This is a genomic window from Mesorhizobium alhagi CCNWXJ12-2 (assembly GCF_000236565.1).
Lineage (GTDB): Bacteria > Pseudomonadota > Alphaproteobacteria > Rhizobiales > Rhizobiaceae > Allomesorhizobium > Allomesorhizobium alhagi.
Genome location: NZ_AHAM01000215.1, coordinates 1 through 20,385, shown reverse-complemented (window position 1 = coordinate 20,385; position 20,385 = coordinate 1). Strand labels below are relative to the sequence as shown.

The following is a 20,385-nucleotide window of genomic DNA, read 5'->3' as shown; positions in this document are numbered from 1 at the left end:
CAAGGCCCCGGCCGGAAGGTCGGGGCCTTCTGGCGCTGAGGGCGACCGAATCAGTTGGTCGATTTTCAGCACGACGCGTTGACGGGACGGGCGCATCTAGCTGGCGCTGGCCACTAAGAACGACTATAATAGTCGTAGTTCTGGCGTGCGCGTAGGTCTGAGTGGGAGGTGATCATGCATGATCACCGCCCGACAATCGCGGGCCGCACGCGCGCTGCTGGGTTGGACGCAGGAGACGCTCGCTGACAAGGCCCGAGTATCATTGACCGCGCTCAAGCGCCTCGAATCCCCCAGCGGTCTCGAAGTGTACGAGTCAACGCGGGACGAAGTCAGGCGGGCCTTCGAACGCAGCGGCGTTGTCTTCCTCAACTCCGACCAAGGCATGGGAGTGATGCTGGTCCATGCGAAGAAGGAAGGCTGAGGCTTCAGCGACAAACGAAGCTGCCCTGCCCTTCTTGCACTCGACATTGGCTTCGTTGGCGTCGTTAAAAAGCGTTAACAATCCCCTCCAGACTGGATAGAATTCCATCAGGGGAATGAAGGTGACCAAGGACGATTTTCTAGATCAGCCACCCGGCGGCGCTTCGTTGACGGCCTATGATGAGGCTCATGCCAAGCTCTATCTCCGGCTCCTTGATGCGGAAGCGAAGGGTGCGGCCTGGCAGGATGTCGCCGAAGTCCTGTTCGGCCTTAACGCCAAAGATGAGCCTGAGCGTGCATCACGCGTCTATGCCGCCCACCTCGCGCGGGCGCGATGGATGACTGAACACGGTTTCGGCCAGCTTCTGGGATCGAGACTACACTAGTGCAGTGATGCAAATACCGCATCACGTTGATCCAACTTCGTTCTTCCCGCGCTCCGTTCAACCGGCAATCGTATCCACCGCATATTCGCGTCGTAAAAGCATTGCGCAGAGGTGGTGGAGGATGTCCGAGGATGAAAGTTGGCGGTCTGAAGCCGCCTACGACTATATCGACAAGTTGACACCCGGCGATCTTGCATGGGAGTTCTTGCGTCGTAATCCCGAATACAAGAAATCATATCAGGAACTGGTGGCCATCGGTCGGCTGACCGAGAATGTCGCGCGGGAGTTCGCCGAGCAATGGGGGTTGCGATTTCGTCGCAGACCCCGGCAACTCTGCGCTTATCCAGCCGATCTTCTGGACCCCGCAAACCGATCCGGCGACGCTTCCGTTCACCACCGGACCGAGGCCGGCGGGTGATATCAGCGTCCGCGTTGACGACCTGCGCGCCCACGCCATCACCGATCATGATGCTGCCATGATCCGGCTGGCTCTGCGGGGAGAGCCCTACGATGTCGCCCTCGCCGACGTCGATAACATCCGTCCCCTCGGCGCGTTCGTCATATTTGACGAACTGACGCTTGATCGCCTGACCGCTATTGAGCGTCTCTGGCACGCGATGTTCGGCAAGCGTGTGCCACCCGATCCACGCATGACACCGCAAAGACGTCAGCGCGCGCGCCAGATGCTTCGCGCGGTGGACGCGCGACAGGCCGGCGCCACCTATCGCGCCGTCGCCGCGCATCTCTTCCCCCATCATGAGAACGACGCCGCGACCTGGGTCGGCAGTTCGACCCGGGAAACCACCATCCGCCTTGCCCGCGACGGTATGAAGCTCGTCCGTGGCGGCTATCGCATGCTGCTCCGCCGCCCACGTCGGGATCGCTGAACACCCGCTCCGGTGTCGATATTAGAGTTGTTACTTCGACATCGTCCGAGGCGCCGTCTTCGCGCCACCGTGCTCGCAACCCGCCGCTCGTTCGCAGCGGCCTCCCGCGAGACCACGGAGGTTCGATCATGGCCGAAAAAGCCGCCAATTTACCGCCACGATACCTGAGAACACAGGAAGCGGCCCGCTTCCTCGGCCTGTCCGAGCGCACCCTCGAAAAGCATCGCACCTACGGCACCGGCCCGACCTATCGCAAGCTCGGCGGCCGCGTCGTCTATTCCGTCGACGACCTCCAGACCTGGGCGGACCGCGGTCTCGTCACCTCGACCTCCGATCCGCGCGGCGGCACCGTGCTGCCGGCCAAGCGCCAGACCGCCTCCCCCGCCACCGCCGGCGGCCGCTTCCCGCGCTGAGATGGTCGGCCATGTCGTCCCGCCACCTTCATCGCGACGAGCGCGAGCAGCTCGATCTGTTCCGCGCACTGCCCGGCGATCTCGCGCCGCGCGACGCGCAGGACCTCATGGCCTATCCCTTCTTCTCTCTCGCCAAGTCGAAGCGCCTTGCGCCGATCGACTTCAAGGCGGGCTCGGTAAAGATCCGCGTCGAGGCCGTGGCCGAGCACGGCATGGCCACGATCTGGGACGCGGATGTCCTCATCTGGGCGGCCTCGCAGATTGTCGAGGCGCGCGATCTTGGCCTGCAGCCATCGCGCCTGATGGCAGCCACGCCCTATGAAATCCTGAACTTCATCGGTCGCGGCGCGTCGCTGCGTGACTACGACCGCCTGAAGGCGGCGCTGGACCGGCTGCAGTCAACCACGGTCGCGACTTCCATCCGCCAACCGACCGAACGGCGGATGCATCGTTTCTCCTGGATCAACGAATGGAAGGAGCGCGCCGATCACCGCGGCCGCCCGCTCGGCCTCGAACTGATCGTTCCCGACTGGTTTTACGGCGCCGTCCTCGACGACGCGCTGGTGCTCACCATCGACCGGAATTATTTCGATCTGACCGGCGGGCTGGAGCGCTGGCTTTACCGCCTGGTGCGCAAGCACGGCGGCCGTCAAGAGTTCGGCTGGAGCTTCGACTTCCCGCATCTGCACGCCAAGTCGGGCAGCCTCTCGCCGCTCAAGCACTTTGCCTACGACCTGCGCGACATCGTCCGCCGCCAGCCGCTGCCCGGCTATCGGCTGACCATCGAGCAGTGTCTCGGCGGCCCCCCGATCCTGTCCTTCGCACCCACCGATCCAGACGCGCTCGGCATTCCGCGCCGCCGCCGCCGCTCAACAACTCGCCCTGGGGATAAGCTGTGAATCGCCTCGTGCTTTCAGGGACCGGCATTATCGTGCCATCGGGGACCGGACTCTCGTGCTATCGGGGACCGGATTCGCCGATTCCGCGCGCTGAATCAGCAACTTGCGCGCCCCGTAACTTATCTAACCTAGATTCCTTCGGAATCTTTCTAACGGAATCCAGCTTTTTGCCCACTGTGGACGCGTCCCCGATCGCCGGGAGCGCGCCATGATCGTCGCGCTGCTCAACCAGAAGGGCGGCGTCGGCAAGACGACGCTGGCGCTGCATCTCGCCGGCGAATGGGCGCGCGGCGGCAAGCGCGTCACGCTGATCGACGCCGATCCCCAAGGTTCGGCGCTCGACTGGTCGCAGCAGCGCAGCCGGGAGGGGCTGGAGCGCCTGTTCGGTGTCGTCGGCCTGGCGCGCGACACTCTCCACCGCGAGGCGCCCGAGCTGGCCCGCGATGCCGACCACGTCGTCATCGACGGACCGCCGCGCGTCGCCGGCCTCATGCGCTCGGCGCTGCTTGCCGCCGATCTCGTGCTGATCCCGGTGCAACCGTCGCCGCTCGACGGCTGGGCCTCGGCCGAGATGCTGACCTTGCTCCGCGAGGCGTACATCTATCGCCCCCAGCTCGCCGCCCGATTCGTGCTGAACCGCTGCGCGGCCCGCACTGTGCTCGCACGAGAGACCGCCGAGACGCTGGCGGACCATGACCCGCCGCTGCTGGCGACCACTATCGGCCAACGCATCATCTTCGCCGATGTTGTGCAGACCGGCCGGCTTGCCGCCGAACAGGACGCGGATTGCCCAGGCGCGCGCGAGATCGCCGCGCTCACGGCCGAAGTTGCGAGGATCGGCGCATGAGCGAACGGTCCCGCAAGCGCAGCTTCGCATCCCGGCCTGCCGATCCGGAGATCTGGATCAAGGCGCCCGACCGCCAGGTGCAGCGCATCCTCCCCGCTGAGGACTTCTCGGCCAGGCTGACGATCGACGTCACCGCCGACATGCGTGGCCGGATCAAGATCGCGGCCTTCCAGCGCGGCCAGACGGTCGCAGACATGATGCGCGCGCTGTTCGAGCGCGAATTCCCACCCCCGTCAGGAGAAGGTCAATGATCGGTCTTGCCGCGCGATCCGCGCGCGCCGGCCGCGCCCCCGGGCTGCCGCTCGACGATCTCACCCGGGTCGAACTCGTCTGGATCGTGAAGCAGATCGAGCACTGGATTCGCTTCGGCCGCCCGGCGCGCGAACAGGTCCTCGACCGGCGCCGTCGCATCCTCTTCTTCCCTCCCGGCTCCGTCTTCGCGCTGGTGCGCTGGGCCGCGAACGAGCACGGCACCGTGCTCTCCCGGCTCGACATCCTGCGCGCAGTCGGTCGCGGCGAAGCCTGCCAGACGATCCCGACCGTAACACCTGGCGGCGACATCCTGCTGCGCGTCGACGGCTGGCCGAAGGTGGAGCGCATGCTCCAACTGATTGACGCGATCGAGGCCAGCGACATCGATCCGGCCGAGGCCTCGCCCGATCACTGGCGACACGTTCACAACCGCCTTGCCGCCGGCGAGACGCCGCGCGCCTATACGCGGCAGCGCCATCGCGCCTTCCTCCTACGCCGGGAGATCGGCGCATGACTCGGCGCGGCTACGCGATCGCCACGACCGCCGCCGTGTCGTTGCTTGGCATCCTGTCGCTCGTTTCCTTCACGCCGAAGCTGATCTGGAATGCGTCGGCCAGCACGCCGGTCGGTCTCTACTCGATCGAACCCGAACGATCCCCGGAAGTCACCGATCTGGTCGCGGTGCGTGCGCCGGAGCCGCTTGCCAGCTTCCTCGTCGACGGCGGCTACTTGCCGCGCGGCGTGCCGCTGCTGAAGCGCGTCGCCGCGCTTCCCGGCCAGCGGGTGTGCAGGACCGGTCTCGCCATCACCGTCGATGCCGTGCCGATCGGCGACGCGCTCGATCACGATCGTCGGGGTAATCTCCTGCCCGTCTGGCAGGGCTGCCGCGTCGTCGCCAAGGGCGAGCTGTTCCTGATGAACTGGCAGGTCCGCGACAGCCTCGACGGTCGCTACTTCGGACCGCTTCCAGCCTCGGCCGTCATCGGTCGGGCCATCCCTCTCTACACCGACGAAGACGGCGAGGGCCGCTTCGTCTGGCGCGCCGACGCGGTGACGACGCGCCCATGCCCAACCTCACCGCACATCCACGGAGGAAATCATGTCCCTGATCGGCCAATTCACGCGCGACGGTTCCGGCTTCATCGGCCATTTGCAAACACTCTTCCTGCACCAGGACATCATCATCGTTCCAGCCGATCCCTCCGACGCCGAGAATGCGCCGGATTTCCGCGTGCACGCCTTCGACGGCATGAACAACGAACCCGGCGCTGAGATCGGCGCGGGCTGGAAGCGCACCGGCGAGAAGGCCGGCGACTACGTCTCGCTGCAGCTCGATGATCCGACCTTCTCCCAGCCGATCCGCGCCAATTTGTTCCAGTCGGCAGACAACAAGTCGGCCTGGGGTCTGCACTGGAACCGCCCGCCCAAGCGCGGCGAGCGGGACTGAGCGATGCCGGCCCGCCGCCATCACACTGTCGTCGGACGGTTTCCCACCGTCCGGCGTACAGCCTTCCTTCTCCTTTCCGGCGTACTTTCCGCGCTGCCGCTGGCCGTTCCGGCCCTAGCGCAGGACGCACCAATGGAGCGGGCTTCTCCCCACGATCCCCATGCCGGTCACATCGCCGACGCAGCGCGCCGGTTCGGCATCCCGGAGGCGTGGATTCGCGCCGTTATGCGCGTCGAGAGCCGCGGCGACGTGCGCGCGATCTCGTCGGCCGGCGCGATGGGCTTGATGCAGATCATGCCCGGGACCTGGACCGAGCTGCGCGCTCGACATGGTCTCGGCAACGATCCCTTCGACCCGCGCGACAACATCATGGCGGGCGCCGCCTATCTGCGCGAGATGCACGATCGCTACGGCTCGCCGGGCTTCCTGGCGGCCTATAATGCCGGTCCCGGCCGCTACGAGGAATATCGCGCGACCGGCCGCCCGTTGCCGGCCGAAACGCGCGCCTATGTCGCCGTTCTCGCACCGATCATCGGCGGCGGTGACCTCGCTGCCCCCGTCGCTGTGGTGGTCGCTGATCCGCTTGCCTGGACCCGTGCGCCGCTCTTCATCGCACGCGCCGGGCGCAGCACGGGTGCAGATCAACAGCAGCACGACGGCAATCCGGCTGCAGCGTCTGCGGAGGCGTCCGGGCGCGGTCTGGCGCCAGCAGCGCCGCAATCCGAGGGGTTATTCGTGGTGCGAACCGACAGTGGGGAGCCACGATGACCCGCTTCGCGCTCCATGCGGCATTGTCGGGCTCTGGCGTGGAATTGGCGTCAGGGGTGGGAGGAGCAGGCACCACAACCGCACGATGGCAGGATAAAGGGCCGCGATGTGCGGTTTGGTGCGGTTGTGGTTTTTCAATGGCTTATGGCGCGTTTACGCGAGGTGCGCCTGAGCGGCGCAGCCTGCGCGCGCGGCGCTTTCCCAATGATTTCATCGGCTTTGCGCGATGTGCGGGGCTGCGGCCATGAGCGCGGAGGACGATTTCCGCATCCGGCCCGGCCGCATCCGCTCGACCAGAGCTCAGCAGGCGCGGCCCTTCATCGCCCAGGCGCTTGCTGCTGCGCAGAAGGCCGGCGGCGCGATATCCCGGAAGGGGAAGATCGGTCCCGGAAACCGCTCTCGTTTTGGTCGCGGCCAGCGCGCGGCGGTTCAGGCCAACCGGCTGCTGACCGCCCGCTCGCGTGGTGCTGTCATCAAGGCGCGCGTCGTGCGCCAGAGTGGACGCAACGCGCCGCTGGCGACCCATCTCAATTATCTCCGCCGCGACGGGGTCACCCGTGACGGCGAGAAGGCCCGACTGTTTGGCCCCGGCGGGGATGACGCCGATCCCAAGGCGTTCGCCGAGCGCTGCGAGGACGACCGCCACCACTTCCGTTTCATTGTGTCGCCCGACGACGCGCTGGAGATGGCCGACCTGAAGGGCTTCACAGCTGAGCTGGTCAGTCAGATGGAGAAGGATCTCGGCACCCGGCTCGACTGGGTCGCCGTCGACCACTGGAACACCGAGCATCCGCATGTCCACCTGATCGTGCGCGGCGTGCGGGACGACGGCGAGAACCTCGTCATCTCGCGCGACTATATCAAGGAGGGCATGCGCGACCGGGCGCGGGACATCATCACGCAGGAGCTGGGGCCGCGCACCGATCAGGACATCCGTCGCACCCTCGAGCGCCAGATCGATGCCGACCGCTGGACTAATCTCGATCGGCAGCTCGCGCGCGACGCCTATAGAACCGGCGTCGTCGATCTCGCGCCGCACACCGATCGCCAGCCTGACGAATTCCACGCCCTGAAGGTTGGCCGGCTGCGCAAGCTGGAGTCGCTGGGGCTCGCTGATCAGATCGGCCCGGGCCAGTGGGTCATCGCCGACAGAGCCGAGGCAACGCTGCGCGAGCTCGGCGAACGCGGCGACATCATCAAGCGCATGCACCATGCGCTGACCGACCGCGGGATCGAGCGCGGCGCCGCGAGTTACGTTCTCGCCGGCGAGAGCCTGAACGATCCCGTCGTCGGCCGACTCGTAGACCGAGGGCTCGACGACGAGCTGAAGGGCACGGCCTATGCCGTGGTGGACGGCGTCGATGGCCGCACCCACCACATCAAGCTGCCCGACCTTGAGGCCGCCGGCGATAGCACACCGGGCTCGATCGTCGAGCTGCGCAAGTTCGACGATGCGCGGGGACAGCGGCGTGTCGCGCTTGCCGTCCGCTCGGACCTCGACATCTCCGCCCAGGTCACCGCGACCGGCGCGACCTGGCTTGACCGGCAGGCGATCGCTCGCGATCCCGTCGCGCTCGGCGGCGGCTTCGGCGCCGAGGTGCGTGACGCGATGAACCGCCGCGCCGAGCATCTGATCGAGCATCGCCTGGCTGAGCGCCGCGGCAGCAGCGTCATCTTCTCCCGTAATCTGATCGACACGCTGCGCCAGCGAGAGATCGACGCGATCGGCGAGAAGCTCGCGACCGAGACCGGGCGTCCATTCTCCAAGGCCGGAACCGGCGAATATGTCGCCGGCGCCTATCGGCAGCGCATTGCGCTCGCCTCGGGCCGCTTCGCCATGATCGACGACGGTCTCGGCTTCCAGCTCGTACCCTGGACGCCCTCGCTCGAAAAGCACGTTGGCCAGTATGTGTCCGGCGTCGCTCGTGGCGATGGCGGCATCGACTGGAGCTTCGGCCGCAAACGCGGCCTCGGCCTGTAGCCCTTAGTCAAGAAAGGACCCTCGCATGTCGGCGACGAAAATCCTCTGGGGCCAGATTCTCACCGTTTTCATGATCGTTGTGATGACCACTTGGGCCGCCACGCAGTGGACCGCGTGGCGTCTCGGCTTCCAAGCGCAGCTCGGCCCACCATGGTTCGAGATCGCTGGCTGGCCGGTCTACTATCCGCCGGCCTTCTTCTGGTGGTGGTACTTCTACGATGCCTACGCGCCGCCGATCTTCGTTGAGGGTGCGTGCATCGCAGCGGCTGGCGGATTCATCTCGATCGCCGTCGCAATCGGTATGTCGGTGTGGCGGGCACGCGAGGCGAAGAACGTCGAAACCTATGGCTCGGCCAGATGGGCGCGGAAGGACGAGGTTCGCGCGGCCGGTCTGCTTGGCGCCGATGGCGTCGTGCTCGGCAAGCTCGACCGCGACTATCTGCGCCACGATGGTCCGGAGCATGTGCTGTGCTTCGCCCCGACCCGATCCGGCAAGGGCGTGGGCCTGGTCGTGCCCTCCCTCCTGACCTGGCCCGGCTCCGCGATCGTCCATGACATCAAGGGCGAGAACTGGACGCTGACGGCGGGCTTCCGGTCGCGGCACGGCCGCGTGCTGCTGTTCGATCCGACCAATCCGAGGTCAGCCGCCTACAATCCGCTGCTGGAAGTGCGGAAAGGGGAATGGGAGGTTCGTGACGTCCAGAACATCGCGGACATCCTGGTCGATCCGGAGGGCTCGCTCGAAAAGCGCAATCACTGGGAGAAGACCAGCCACGCGCTGCTGGTCGGCGCGACCCTCCATGTCCTCTACGCAGAGGCCGACAAGACGCTCGCCGGCGTCGCGGCCTTCCTCTCTGATCCGAAACGCCCGATCGAGTCGACGCTAGCAGCGATGATGAAGACCGCGCACCTTGGTGATGCCGGCCCGCACCCGGTCATCGCCAGCGCGGCGCGCGAGCTGCTGAACAAGTCCGACAATGAGCGGTCGGGCGTGCTGTCGACCGCCATGTCCTTCCTCGGGCTCTACCGTGATCCCGTCGTCGCAGAGGTCACGCGGCGCTGCGACTGGCGCATCGCCGATATCGTCGGCGGCAAGCACCCGACCACGCTCTACCTCGTCGTGCCACCCTCGGACATCAACCGCACCAAGCCGCTGATCCGCCTGATCCTCAATCAGATCGGCCGCCGCCTCACCGAGGACCTGCAGGCGAAGGGCAGCCGCCACCGGTTGCTGCTCATGCTCGATGAGTTTCCGGCGCTCGGCCGGCTCGACTTCTTCGAGTCCGCCCTGGCGTTCATGGCCGGCTATGGCCTCAAGAGCTTCCTGATCGCCCAATCGCTGAACCAGATCGAGAAGGCGTACGGGCCGAACAATTCGATCCTCGACAATTGCCATGTCCGCGTCAGCTTCGCGACCAATGATGAGCGGACCGCCAAGCGCGTGTCGGACGCGCTCGGCACCGCGACCGAAATGCGGGCGATGAAGAACTATGCCGGACATCGGCTCTCGCCCTGGCTCGGACACATGATGGTCTCGCGGTCCGAGACGGCTCGGCAGTTGCTCACCCCCGGCGAGATCATGCAGCTCCCACCCTCCGACGAGATCGTAATGGTCGCGGGGACGCCGCCAATCCGCGGCAAGAAGGCGCGCTACTATGAAGACCGGCGATTCCAAGAGCGGATATTGCCGCCGCCGGCGCTCGCCAGACCCGACCGCTTGTCGAGCGACGATTGGAGCAATCTGGCCTTGCCCACGGCGCCGGAGATCCTGCCTCCGGCTACAGCAGCTGGTCCCAATGACGAGGACACGACCGAATCCGAACGTCGCCGCCAGCCCGAGCTGAACCGCGTGCAGCCCATCGAGAAGATGCCGATCGAGAACGAGTTCGAGATCGACCCGACCGATGACACCGACGGCGACGTCGCCGGCAATAGTCGCATGAGGGACGCGATGCGGCAGATCGCACGCCAGGCCTCGCTCGACCCCGGTGACGGCATCGAGCTGTAGGAGTTCGTCATGACGAAATCGCCAAAGAAGCAGCGGCTCTCCGTCTATCTCGATCCCGATGTCATGAGGGCGCTTACGGCGCATGCCACGCGGCGCGGCCATTCGTTGTCGCTGGTCGCCGAGGCTAGCATCGCGTCCTTCCTTTCGCCGGACGCTGCCGAGCGCCAGGAGGCGGCGATCACTAGGCGGCTCGACCAGCTCGACCGGCGTATGATTCGCATCGAGCGCGACCTCGGCATCGCCGTCGAGACCCTGGCGATCTTCGTGCGCTTCTGGCTGACCACGACGCCGGCGCTGCCGGAGCCCGCCGCCCAGGCAGCGCGCGCCAAGGCGGGCGAGCGCTACGAGCAGTTCGTCGCCGCACTCGGCCGGCGACTCGCGCACGGGCCGAAGCTCAGGCAGGAGATTTCGGAGGACATTAAGACCGCGCACGACGATTAGAGATCGCAGAATGCATCGCCGCCTTGCGCTTTGTGGCCGGCTTGGGGTGGAAGCCGAATGGCGGGCTATGGGCGGCCGCACGAAGATAGCTGCCTTTCACCTGGTCGACAACCTTCAGGCCGAATTGCCTCCGTCGCGGACATTCAGGCAAACATCGCTTTCATCGCAAAGCGGACATTGCAGCCGCGACACCTAACGGCTTCAAGGCCGATCGTTTCTCCGCAGCCGGCTATGAACACCCGCCCTTGGCACTTGGGGCGCGCGCGCAATTCCATCTTCGGGCTTCGCCGGTACTTCCTCAAATGCTATTGTTCTCGCCGGGGGCAGGAACAATGAAGATAGTTAGACTGGACATAGACGGCTTTCGCGGCATCCAGAACGGAAAGGTTCTGTTCGGCGATTTCGCTATTCTCATCGGCGCTAACAATTCGGGCAAGACAACTGTCGTCGAGGCGCTTGCGCTACTCCTCGGGCGCGAACGTCTGGTACGCCATCTCACGGAGCATGATTTCTTCGGCTCCGATCCCGTCGCGGCAACGAGAATCAAAATCGTCGCCACGATTTCGGGTTTCGCGCCCAACGACCCCGCCCACCACCATGACTGGTTCCGGCAGGGGCGCGGCGTCGAGAAATGGTTCGACCCCGCGAGCGGCGACCTTCACCCGGCCGCCACGGCGCAGGCGACGGACCTTGCCTGCCAGATCGCATTCGGCGCGTGCTTCGATCACACCACGCTCGAAGCGGAGACCGTGCGATACTTCTATGACGCTGCACATGACGACGATCCGTTTGCGGATGACTCGCCGGTGGTGCCCCTCCCGATAGGTCTCATTAAGGAACTCGGTCTCTTCCTCGTTCCCGCTAACCGCACCTGGGACCGCATGATGTCGTTCGGTTCCGATCTGTTCCGCAAGACGGTCGCGTATGTGGGCGGCAACCCAGCGGAGGCGGTGCTAGCCGAGCGCAACAGGCTCCGCAATCCCGACCAGCCTCTCGAGGAAGACGAGAAACTTGCCGCGCTCGTCGGTGAGGTAAATGACGACCTCAAGACCCTCTTCGGCCGCGAGATCGATCTCAGTCTTCGTTTGACCACGACAGACAGCGAAGGCGTACTCGATGCCGTGATGCCGCACTTTCAGGAACCAGGGCGGCCGCCGCTGCCTGGCCGAAGGCACGGCAACGGCATCATCTCGCTTCAGACGCTCGTCCTGCTCACGCGCTTTGGCAGCCTGCGCAAAGCGCGCGGCGATAACTTCATCATGCTGATCGAAGAACCGGAACTGCATGTTCCGCCGCCCCAGCAGAGAAAGCTGCTCCATTATCTGAAGAAGATGGCGACACAGGCGATCATCACAAGCCATTCGCCGACCGTCTCATCGGTGGCCGATCCCCACCAACTCGTGCTGATGGTCAATCGCACAGGCGCGCTATCCGCCAATCCGCTGCTGAAATCGCCGATCGACCAGAACGCGACAGCGGTGCGGCGCTCGCTCTTTCTGACCGAGCGCGCGGCGACGGTTTCGGCGGTCATGCATCCCGCCGTTCTCGTTCCCGAAGGCAAATTCGACGCGTCTTGGTTGCGCTTGTTCGGACGCATCGCGGATCTGACGGAGCTTCCGGCCGACCCGCAAGGCGCGACCTTCACACACGAGGTGGGCGTTATCCCGACCAAGGACGCACGCATCGATGAAACCTACCGCGACCTCGCCATGGTGCATCCGGCAATCACGTGCCTTGTCGACGGTGATGGCGCAGGCAACAACTATAAGGCTGCTCTCTCCGGAGGCGCATCACCTTGTCCACGTGTCATCCAATGGCCCAATGGCTGGACGATCGAAGATGTTGTCGCATGGGTATGCGCCGCTGATGCAACCGTCGTCGCGCATGCGGACCTTGTTCCCTACGCCTTGCCCGCGAATATCGGCGACCTCGCCGCTTACCTGAAATCAGACGGAGCCAAGCGCGACGAGATACTGCACGGGACGCTTGCGGATGCAATTGTCGGCAAGGCTGGATGCAGCCGTCGCGCGCGGCATGTTCTTTCCGTTCTGGCTGCGATAGCGACTGGCAAGCCGCCGCCTGCGAACTCCGCCGCGCCGCTAGCCCACGCCAACGGCGTCACAATACAATGGACGTTTAACAATGCCTTTCCGGGGATTTGAAGGACCGGCAGGCTCTGGAAAGACCCACAGACTCATGGAGTCGGTGGGAGAGCGGCTGGCGCAGCAGCCGCTGCTGCCGCATCAAAAAGTTCTCGCACTCACTTTCATGCATGGCTCGCGCCGTCGTCTCGACGAGGAGCTACGGTCGAATCCGCAATTGCGCGGGAAGTCGGTCGCCATGACGATCGACAGTTTTGCCCTGCAAGTCCTGACGCGCTGGCGTTCGCTCGCGGCGGCGCTCGATCTTGCAACGGGAGATTTCAACGAGACGTGCAATGCTTGCGGACAGTTGCTCGAACACCCGCAAGTCGCGCTATGGGTGGTGCGGTCCTACCCCGTCATCCTGGTAGATGAAGCGCAGGAACTCGCTCCGCCGCGATTGCGGATCATCAGCGCACTTGCACCCCATGCATCCGTCTTTGTAGCGGCGGACGAATTTCAATGCCTCGACGAGGAAGTGGACACGGGTCCGTTCCTGGAGTGGTTCCAGGGCGGGGAGATCACCCAGCTCAACCACATCCATCGAACGGCGGTAGCTGGCTTGCTGAACGCAGGCGCGAACTTGCGGCAGCTAGCGGCGCCGGTGAACGGGCCGGGTTTGAGGATAGACTATTTCTTTCCCAATCTTGCTCCGTTCCGGATTGGAGCAGCAATCCATCAAGCGCAAGGAACGCGCGCCGTGCTTTTTCCTCCAGCTGGTCGCGACTGGGCGGATGCGATTGCGCAAAGGCTCAGCGAAGGGTTGCAGTCTCCGAACTACAACATTCCGCCGATAAGATTAGCCCTCGAGCCGCGCGCCTCGGACGAGATTGCCGCCGTGATGGCGGTCGTAGGAGTTGCCGACCTACTAAGCCCCGCACAGATTGCAGAGCGATTTGCACAACTGGAAAATCCGCCGCGATGGACACCTCAAGTCATCTCTGCAGCGCTCCATTCGATGAGCCGGCAGGGGAAAACGCTTTGGACCGCGGCAGAACTTCGAGGCCTCGTCGAGCGGAAGGCGGCAAGCTTCCGCGCTTACACGAGCGATCGCGGTCGCGGTATTCCGCTCCTCGGCATTCACCAGGCAAAGAACCGCCAGTTCGATCACGTCGTCATTCTCTGGCCGCACGGCGTACCAGGTAGCGATCAGCTGAAAGCCAGACTTCTCTACAACGGCATCACGCGCGCGCGCATCAGTTGCAAGGTGCTTGTCCGCGGCGACAACCTGCTTCAGCAAGCACCATTCGTGTTCAACGCGGCCTAAATGCTGCATGCGAGACGCCTGAAGCTCTCCGATCCAGCAACGCTTGTGATCGCGCACTTGCCACTTTTATACCTCCCGCCGAATTCATTCACGGCAGACGCGGCAACAGCCGTGGTGCATCGGACAGTCGCGAGTTTCGCAGAAGGCCGCAATCGAGTCGGACGCGGAACGTCGGCATTCTCCCGTCCTTGGCCAAGACCTGATCTGCTGGAAACGCCCAGTCTAGCGAAACGCCAAGGGCTTTTCGAATGGCGGGTTCCGGGTCGCGGCGGGCTGAGCAGTTAGACTGCAATGAGGTCGATAGCGGCCAATTCCATAGTCGACATAAGCGCGTTGATCGACTTCCCGGCGAAACGGAATAATCCCCTCCGGAACATTCGCCGGCACTTCCGCCGTTTCCCTGTTTTTGTACGCCACAGTACGACGACCGAATCTCGGTTGTTGTAATGCCCTGAATTCTGCCTCTTCTACTCAACCCCGATCCAGGGCCGCACATCGCGGGCCCGCACGAGAACGGGGTCGACGTGGCGGCAACTCACCAACAATCGGAGGCGATCCTTCGCGGCGCACGCATGCTGCGCACCGCCCTCGGGCCCGCGATCGCGCGGTTTTTGGAAGACCCCGCGATTGTTGAGGTGATGCTCAACCCCGATGGGCGGCTCTGGATCGACCGGCTTTCCGAGGGCCTTTCCGATACGGGTGAGCGGCTGTCGCCGGCCGACGGCGAGCGCATTGTTCGCCTCGTCGCCCACCATGTCGGCGCTGAGGTCCATCCCGGCGCCCCGCGCGTTTCGGCCGAACTGCCGGAAACGGGGGAGCGATTCGAGGGGCTGCTGCCGCCCGTCGTCGCCGCCCCGGCCTTCGCGATCCGCAAGCCCGCCGTCGCCGTCTTCACCCTTGATGACTATGTCGCGGCCGGCATCATGGCCGGCGGCCAGGCCGAGGCGCTGCGCGTCGCTGTTGCCGAGCGCCGCAACATTCTCGTCGCCGGCGGCACATCCACCGGCAAGACCACCCTCACGAATGCGCTGCTCGCCGAGGTCTCGACGACTTCAGACCGTGTGGTGCTGATCGAGGACACCCGCGAGCTGCAATGCGCCGCGCCCAATCTCGTAGCGATGCGCACGAAGGACGGTGTCGTCTCACTCTCCGAGCTTGTCCGCTCCTCGCTGCGCTTGCGCCCCGACCGCATCCCCATCGGCGAGGTGCGCGGCGCCGAAGCGCTCGACCTGCTGAAGGCCTGGGGCACAGGCCATCCCGGCGGTATCGGCACAATCCACGCCGGCACTGCCATCGGCGCGCTGCGCCGCCTTGAGCAGCTCATTCAAGAAGCGGTGGTCACCGTCCCGCGCGCCCTGATCGCTGAGACGATCGATCTCGTGGCCGTGCTCTCGGGCCGCGGCGCCTCGCGCCGGCTCGCCGAGCTCGCCCGCGTCGAAGGGCTCGGCGCCGATGGCGACTACCGCGTCATCCCCGCCAGCCAGCACCCCACAGGAGATCCGTCATGATCCAGCGTGCCATGCGCATCCGCCGTCATATCGCGACTGCGGCCTCCGTCACCTTTCTCACCCTAGCGCTCGCGCCGGCCGCCCACGCCTCTGGCTCCTCCATGCCCTGGGAGGCGCCGTTGCAATCGATCCTCCAATCCATCGAAGGGCCAGTCGCCAAGATCATCGCGGTGATCATCATCATCGTCACCGGCCTGACCTTGGCCTTCGGCGACACCTCAGGCGGCTTCCGGCGCCTGATCCAGATCGTCTTCGGCCTGTCGATCGCTTTCGCGGCGTCGAGCTTCTTCCTCTCGTTCTTTTCGTTCGGCGGCGGAGCGCTGGTCTGATGGCGACGTCGGCCGAGGCCATAGTCGAGGTTCCGGGCTTCTCAGTCCCGGTCCACCGCGCGCTGACCGAGCACATCCTGCTCGGCGGCGCGCCGCGCTCAATTGCGATCCTCAACGGCACGCTGGCGGCGGCGCTCGGACTCGGCCTGCGCCTCTGGCTGGTCGGCCTCGGGCTCTGGGCGATCGGCCACTTCGCGGCTGTCTGGGCTGCCAAGCGCGATCCGCAATTCGTCGACGTCGTGCGCCGCCACCTGCGCATTCCCGGCCATATCGGTGTCTAACCCATGTGCGCGAATATCAATCTTCCCAGCAATCTACGCGCCCTTCGGAAGCAACGGCCGGAAGAAGGATCGTTCGTATCGAACAAAGCAGCGGGTTTCTTTTGCGAACTCGAGTGCCTTCTGAACGTCGGGATCGACGCTGGCGTCTTTCCGATACTGCTCATAGGCGGCAAGGCTTGGAAAGCTAAATATTGTGAGTGCGATGTCGCTCTCACCTTCGGATGGAAGAAAATATCCATGGAGAGTGCCGCCAAACCGCGGCAACAAGTCAAGCCACATCGCGGCATAGGCCTCGAATTCGGAGACCTTGTACGGATCAATGACATATCGAATGTAGCAACTGATCATTCCTCTAAACTCCCAGACGATTCACCCAATTTAGTTCATACCAGTACCCCGTGGTTCATGTCATGATGAGCCTCGCTGAATACCGCAACCGCAATGGCCGGCTCGCTGATTTCCTACCTTGGGCCGGCCTGGTGGGTGAAGGCGTCGTCCTCAACAAGGACGGGAGCCTGCAGCGCACCGCGCGGTTCCGCGGTCCCGATCTCGACAGCGCCGTGCCGGCCGAGCTGATCGCGGTTGCTGGACGCCTCAACAACGCCTTTCGGCGTCTTGGCTCCGGCTGGGCGATCTTCGTCGAGGCGCAACGGCACCAAGCGGCGACCTATCCCACCAGCATGTTCGCCGACAGCGCCTCCGCGCTGGTCGACGCCGAACGCAAGGCGGACTTCGAGGAAGCCGGCGCGCATTTCGAGTCGAGCTACTTCCTTACCTTCCTCTACCTGCCACCAGCCGAGGATGCCGCCCGCGCCGAGGCTTGGCTTTATGAGGGCCGCGAGCACGCCGGGGTCGACGCCCACGAGGTCTTGCGTGGCTTCGTTGATCGCACCGACCGCATCCTCCAGCTCATCGACGCCTTCATGCCGGAATGCGCATGGCTCGATGACGCCGAGACGCTAACTTTCCTGCATTCGACGGTTTCGACGAAACGCCACCGCGTCCGCGTGCCCGAGACGCCGATGTATCTCGACGCGCTGCTCGCCGATCAGCCGCTCACCGGCGGCCTCGAGCCGCGGCTCGGCGATACGCATCTGCGCATCCTGACCATCGTCGGTTTTCCCAGCGCCACGACACCGGGCATCCTCGACGAGCTGAACCGCTTGGCTTTTCCGTATCGCTGGTCGACCCGGGCCATCCTGCTCGACAAGTCCGACGCCACCAAACTCCTAACGAAGATCCGGCGCCAATGGTTCGCCAAGCGCAAGTCGATCGCGTCCATCCTAAAGGAGGTGATGACCAACGAGGCGTCGGTGCTAGTCGATACCGATGCAGCCAACAAGGCGGCCGATGCCGACATGGCGCTGCAGGAGCTCGGCGCCGATTATGCCGGCCAAGCCTATGTGACGGCGACGATCACCGTCTGGGACGAGGATCCGCGCATCGCCGCCGAGAAGCTGCGCCTCGTCGAGAAGGTCATTCAAGGCCGCGACTTCACCGCCATGCCCGAGACCATCAACGCGGTCGATGCCTGGCTCGGCAGCCTGCCTGGGCATGTCTACGCCAATGTACGGCAGCCGCCCATCAGCACATTGAATCTCGCCCACATGATCCCGCTGTCGGCGGTATGGGCGGGACCGGAACGGGACGAGCATCTGGCAGGGCCCCCACTGCTCTTCGGCAAGACCGAAGGCTCGACCCCGTTCCGCCTTTCCATCCATGTCGGCGATGTCGGCCATACGCTGATCGTCGGGCCAACCGGCGCCGGCAAGTCCGTGCTGCTGGCGCTGATGGCGCTCCAGTTTCGCCGCTACGAGCGCTCCCAGGTCTTCGCCTTCGATTTCGGCGGCTCGATCCGGGCCGCGGCACTCGCCATGCGCGGCGACTGGCACGATCTCGGCGGCGGACTCACCGAAGGCGCCGACGACAGCGTATCGCTTCAACCGCTCGCCCGGATCGACGATGTCGCGGAGCGCGCCTGGGCGGCCGACTGGCTGATTGCGATCCTTGGACGCGAAAGCGTCGCCATCACGCCGGACGTGAAAGAGCATCTCTGGTCGGCGCTCTCATCGCTCGCCTCCGCGCCGGTCAACGAGCGCACCCTGACGGGCTTGTCGGTCCTGCTCCAGTCGAATGACCTCAAGCAGGCGCTGCGGCCGTTCTGCGTCGGCGGCCCCTATGGGCGGCTGCTCGATGCCGAAGCCGAACATTTGGGCGAAGCCACTGTCCAGGCGTTTGAGACCGAGGGCCTGATCGGGACCGGCGCCGCGGCGGCCGTGCTCGCCTACCTCTTTCACCGCATCGAGGACCGCCTCGACGGTCGATCCACCCTGCTGATCGTCGATGAAGGCTGGCTCGCGCTCGACGACGAGGGTTTCGCCGGCCAGCTCCGCGAATGGCTGAAGACGCTTCGCAAGAAGAACGCCAGCGTCATTTTCGCCACCCAATCGCTCTCCGACATCGACGGCTCGGCGATCGCTCCGGCCATCATCGAGAGCTGCCAGACCCGCATCTTGTTGCCGAACGAGCGCGCCATCGAGCCGCAGATAACCGCGATTTATCGGCGGTTCGGACTCAATGACAGGCAGATCGAGATCCTCGCTCGGGCGATGCCCAAACGCGACTATTACTGCCAGTCCCGGCGGGGCAACCGGCTGTTCGAGCTCGGCTTGTCGGACGTGGCGCTGGCCCTCTGCGCCACATCGTCAAAGACGGATCAGACTGCGATCACGCAGACCGTGACGGCCCACGGACTGGAAGACTTCCTTGCGGCGTGGCTGCGCCAGCGCGGCCTCGATTGGGCCGTCGACCTCATTCCCAACCTCAACAACATGGAGACGTCCACATGAACCCGCACCCTTCGCGCGGCATGCGCCTTGCCGCCGCGCTGCTCTCCGTTTCCGTCGCCACGATCCCGTTCCTGGCGGCTCCCGCATACGCCCAGTTCGGGCGCATCGTCTACGATCCAACAAATTATGCCCAGAACCTCCTCTCGGCGACGCGAGCGCTTCAGCAGATCAACAATCAGATCACCTCGCTCCAGAACGAAGCACAGATGCTGATCAATCAGGCTCGCAATCTGACGAGCCTGCCGCACTCATCGCTTCAGCAACTCCAGCAGTCGGTCCAGCGCACCCAGCAGCTTCTCGGCGAAGCACAGCGCATCGCCTACAACGTCCAGAACATCGATCAGGCGTTCCAGACCACCTACGGCAACGCCTCAATGTCGGCCTCCGATCAGCAGCTCGTCGCCCAGGCTCGCGAGCGCTGGCAGAACACCGTCGGCGGCCTTCAGGACGCCATGCGTGTGCAGGCGGGAGTGGTTGGCAACATCGATACCAACCGCGCAGAGATGTCAGCGCTTGTCGGACAGAGCCAAGGCGCGAACGGGGCGCTTCAGGCGACCCAGGCCGGTAACCAGCTCCTCGCGCTCCAGGCGCAGCAACTCGCCGACCTTACAGCCGTGGTCGCGGCCAACGGCCGGGCACACGCCCTCTCCGAGGCGGAGCGCGCCGCGGCCGCGGAACAGGGCCGCGAGCAGCGCCGGCGGTTTCTGACGCCTGGCTCCGGCTATCAGCCCGGCAACGCCCGGATGTTCCCGAACAGCGGCAACTGAGGGCGTAGCCATGGATGGCAAGGTGCTCGCGCGGATTGGCGCCATCGTCTTTGTCGCAGTCGCGATAACCGCGACCGCGATTGAGATGAGCCGGAAGGAGGAGCCGGCCGAGGGCCTGACCTCGAGCCGGCCCGCTGCGACATCCACTGATCCCCTGCGCGACGAGCTGATCCGCTGCCAGTCTCTCGGAGAGGCAGGACCACGCGATTCCGCTTGCCTGCGCGCTTGGGCCGAGAACCGCGATCGCTTCCTCGCACCCGGAGCGCGTCCAGCGGAGCGCGTGCCAGACGTGCCGACTGCGACGCCGCCAGCCCCCGCTCAACCGGCGGAGCGCTAACGATATGGGCGGCACTGGCGTCATCGATCGCTTTCTCGAGGTTTTCACCCGCTATATCGACAGCGGCTTTGGCCTGCTGAGTGGCGAAGTGGCCTTCATCGCCACGACGCTGATCGTGATCGACGTGACCCTGGCGGCGCTGTTCTGGTCATGGGGC

At 65.0% G+C, this 20,385-nt stretch carries 23 protein-coding genes and 2 pseudogenes; 24 read left to right on the top strand and 1 reads right to left on the bottom strand.

Going from position 1 to position 20,385, the window contains the following annotated elements; all coding sequences use genetic code 11:
• Positions 1 to 178 precede the first annotated feature (178 nt).
• The 20 genes and pseudogenes from MAXJ12_RS24355 to MAXJ12_RS24265 all read left to right on the top strand — a co-directional run bounded on the left by MAXJ12_RS24355 (position 179) and on the right by MAXJ12_RS24265 (position 16,275).
• On the top strand, positions 179 to 421 hold the full coding sequence (locus MAXJ12_RS24355; protein WP_008838710.1) for a helix-turn-helix domain-containing protein: 243 nt from the start codon (positions 179 to 181) through the stop codon (positions 419 to 421).
• A gap of 115 nt (positions 422 to 536) precedes the next feature.
• Positions 537 to 806 carry a DNA -binding domain-containing protein gene (locus MAXJ12_RS24350; protein ID WP_008838709.1) on the top strand — a complete coding sequence of 90 codons (270 nt, stop codon included), beginning with the start codon at positions 537 to 539 and terminating at the stop codon, positions 804 to 806.
• 121 nt (positions 807 to 927) lie between these two features.
• A complete protein-coding gene (locus MAXJ12_RS35625; protein ID WP_193364373.1) occupies positions 928 to 1,224 on the top strand; it encodes a transcriptional regulator domain-containing protein in 297 nt (98 codons plus the stop codon).
• Between the two features lie 58 nt (positions 1,225 to 1,282).
• Positions 1,283 to 1,693 carry a DUF2285 domain-containing protein gene (locus MAXJ12_RS24345; protein ID WP_139044016.1) on the top strand — a complete coding sequence of 137 codons (411 nt, stop codon included), beginning with the start codon at positions 1,283 to 1,285 and terminating at the stop codon, positions 1,691 to 1,693.
• A 128-nt stretch (positions 1,694 to 1,821) separates the two neighbouring features.
• A complete protein-coding gene (locus MAXJ12_RS24340; protein ID WP_008838707.1) occupies positions 1,822 to 2,106 on the top strand; it encodes a helix-turn-helix transcriptional regulator in 285 nt (94 codons plus the stop codon).
• Between the two features lie 11 nt (positions 2,107 to 2,117).
• Positions 2,118 to 3,005 (top strand): replication initiator protein A, encoded by an 888-nt coding sequence (locus tag MAXJ12_RS24335; protein ID WP_008838706.1) that lies wholly within the window; start codon positions 2,118 to 2,120, stop codon positions 3,003 to 3,005.
• A 208-nt stretch (positions 3,006 to 3,213) separates the two neighbouring features.
• The gene (gene parA / locus MAXJ12_RS24330; RefSeq protein WP_008838705.1) at positions 3,214 to 3,852 is read left to right on the top strand and encodes a ParA family partition ATPase; all 639 of its coding nucleotides are present in this window, start codon (positions 3,214 to 3,216) and stop codon (positions 3,850 to 3,852) included.
• Positions 3,849 to 4,103: a hypothetical protein gene (locus tag MAXJ12_RS24325; protein WP_008838704.1), complete on the top strand. Its 255-nt coding sequence runs from the start codon at positions 3,849 to 3,851 to the stop codon at positions 4,101 to 4,103. The genes parA and MAXJ12_RS24325 overlap by 4 nt, the downstream gene beginning before the upstream one ends.
• The gene (locus MAXJ12_RS24320) at positions 4,100 to 4,618 is read left to right on the top strand and encodes a DUF2840 domain-containing protein (protein ID WP_008838703.1); all 519 of its coding nucleotides are present in this window, start codon (positions 4,100 to 4,102) and stop codon (positions 4,616 to 4,618) included. Before MAXJ12_RS24325 ends, MAXJ12_RS24320 begins: the two co-directional genes overlap by 4 nt.
• A pseudogene (locus MAXJ12_RS24315) lies at positions 4,615 to 5,148 on the top strand (S26 family signal peptidase); the annotation flags it as partial. The gene MAXJ12_RS24320 and the pseudogene MAXJ12_RS24315, both read left to right, overlap by 4 nt.
• Before the next feature lie 55 nt (positions 5,149 to 5,203).
• Positions 5,204 to 5,551 (top strand): DUF736 domain-containing protein, encoded by a 348-nt coding sequence (locus tag MAXJ12_RS24310; protein WP_040587730.1) that lies wholly within the window; start codon positions 5,204 to 5,206, stop codon positions 5,549 to 5,551.
• 3 nt (positions 5,552 to 5,554) lie between these two features.
• Positions 5,555 to 6,319, top strand: coding sequence for a lytic transglycosylase domain-containing protein (locus tag MAXJ12_RS24305; RefSeq protein ID WP_008838700.1), 765 nt, complete (start codon positions 5,555 to 5,557; stop codon positions 6,317 to 6,319).
• Between the two features lie 244 nt (positions 6,320 to 6,563).
• The gene (locus MAXJ12_RS24300; protein ID WP_008838699.1) at positions 6,564 to 8,300 is read left to right on the top strand and encodes a relaxase/mobilization nuclease domain-containing protein; all 1,737 of its coding nucleotides are present in this window, start codon (positions 6,564 to 6,566) and stop codon (positions 8,298 to 8,300) included.
• A gap of 25 nt (positions 8,301 to 8,325) precedes the next feature.
• Positions 8,326 to 10,308 (top strand): conjugal transfer protein TraG, encoded by a 1,983-nt coding sequence (locus tag MAXJ12_RS24295; protein ID WP_008838698.1) that lies wholly within the window; start codon positions 8,326 to 8,328, stop codon positions 10,306 to 10,308.
• Between the two features lie 9 nt (positions 10,309 to 10,317).
• Positions 10,318 to 10,749: a hypothetical protein gene (locus tag MAXJ12_RS24290; RefSeq protein WP_008838697.1), complete on the top strand. Its 432-nt coding sequence runs from the start codon at positions 10,318 to 10,320 to the stop codon at positions 10,747 to 10,749.
• Positions 10,750 to 11,081: 332 nt separating this feature from the next.
• On the top strand, positions 11,082 to 12,911 hold the full coding sequence (locus MAXJ12_RS24285; protein ID WP_008838695.1) for an ATP-dependent nuclease: 1,830 nt from the start codon (positions 11,082 to 11,084) through the stop codon (positions 12,909 to 12,911).
• Complete coding sequence (locus MAXJ12_RS24280) at positions 12,892 to 14,157, top strand: ATP-dependent helicase (protein ID WP_085984051.1); 1,266 nt, start codon at positions 12,892 to 12,894, stop codon at positions 14,155 to 14,157. Before MAXJ12_RS24285 ends, MAXJ12_RS24280 begins: the two co-directional genes overlap by 20 nt.
• A gap of 572 nt (positions 14,158 to 14,729) precedes the next feature.
• Complete coding sequence (gene trbB / locus MAXJ12_RS24275; RefSeq protein ID WP_008838692.1) at positions 14,730 to 15,665, top strand: P-type conjugative transfer ATPase TrbB; 936 nt, start codon at positions 14,730 to 14,732, stop codon at positions 15,663 to 15,665.
• On the top strand, positions 15,662 to 15,994 hold the full coding sequence (locus tag MAXJ12_RS24270) for a TrbC/VirB2 family type IV secretion system protein (RefSeq protein WP_008838691.1): 333 nt from the start codon (positions 15,662 to 15,664) through the stop codon (positions 15,992 to 15,994). The genes trbB and MAXJ12_RS24270 overlap by 4 nt, the downstream gene beginning before the upstream one ends.
• On the top strand, positions 15,994 to 16,275 hold the full coding sequence (locus MAXJ12_RS24265; protein ID WP_008838690.1) for a VirB3 family type IV secretion system protein: 282 nt from the start codon (positions 15,994 to 15,996) through the stop codon (positions 16,273 to 16,275). Before MAXJ12_RS24270 ends, MAXJ12_RS24265 begins: the two co-directional genes overlap by 1 nt.
• Before the next feature lie 33 nt (positions 16,276 to 16,308).
• Here MAXJ12_RS24265 and MAXJ12_RS24260 read toward each other — a convergent pair whose 3' ends face one another.
• A complete protein-coding gene (locus MAXJ12_RS24260) occupies positions 16,309 to 16,623 on the bottom strand; it encodes an NIPSNAP family protein (protein ID WP_008838689.1) in 315 nt (104 codons plus the stop codon).
• 62 nt (positions 16,624 to 16,685) lie between these two features.
• Between MAXJ12_RS24260 and trbE the strand changes: the two genes are divergently transcribed.
• The 4 genes and pseudogenes from trbE to MAXJ12_RS39135 form a co-directional block, all read left to right on the top strand.
• Positions 16,686 to 19,124 (top strand): conjugal transfer protein TrbE, encoded by a 2,439-nt coding sequence (gene trbE, locus MAXJ12_RS24255; RefSeq protein ID WP_008838688.1) that lies wholly within the window; start codon positions 16,686 to 16,688, stop codon positions 19,122 to 19,124.
• A complete protein-coding gene (gene trbJ / locus MAXJ12_RS24250; protein WP_008838687.1) occupies positions 19,121 to 19,891 on the top strand; it encodes a P-type conjugative transfer protein TrbJ in 771 nt (256 codons plus the stop codon). The genes trbE and trbJ overlap by 4 nt, the downstream gene beginning before the upstream one ends.
• Positions 19,892 to 19,901: 10 nt before the next feature.
• Positions 19,902 to 20,228 (top strand): putative entry exclusion protein TrbK-alt, encoded by a 327-nt coding sequence (gene trbK-alt / locus MAXJ12_RS24245; protein ID WP_008838686.1) that lies wholly within the window; start codon positions 19,902 to 19,904, stop codon positions 20,226 to 20,228.
• A 4-nt stretch (positions 20,229 to 20,232) separates the two neighbouring features.
• A pseudogene (locus tag MAXJ12_RS39135) lies at positions 20,233 to 20,385 on the top strand (P-type conjugative transfer protein TrbL); the annotation flags it as partial.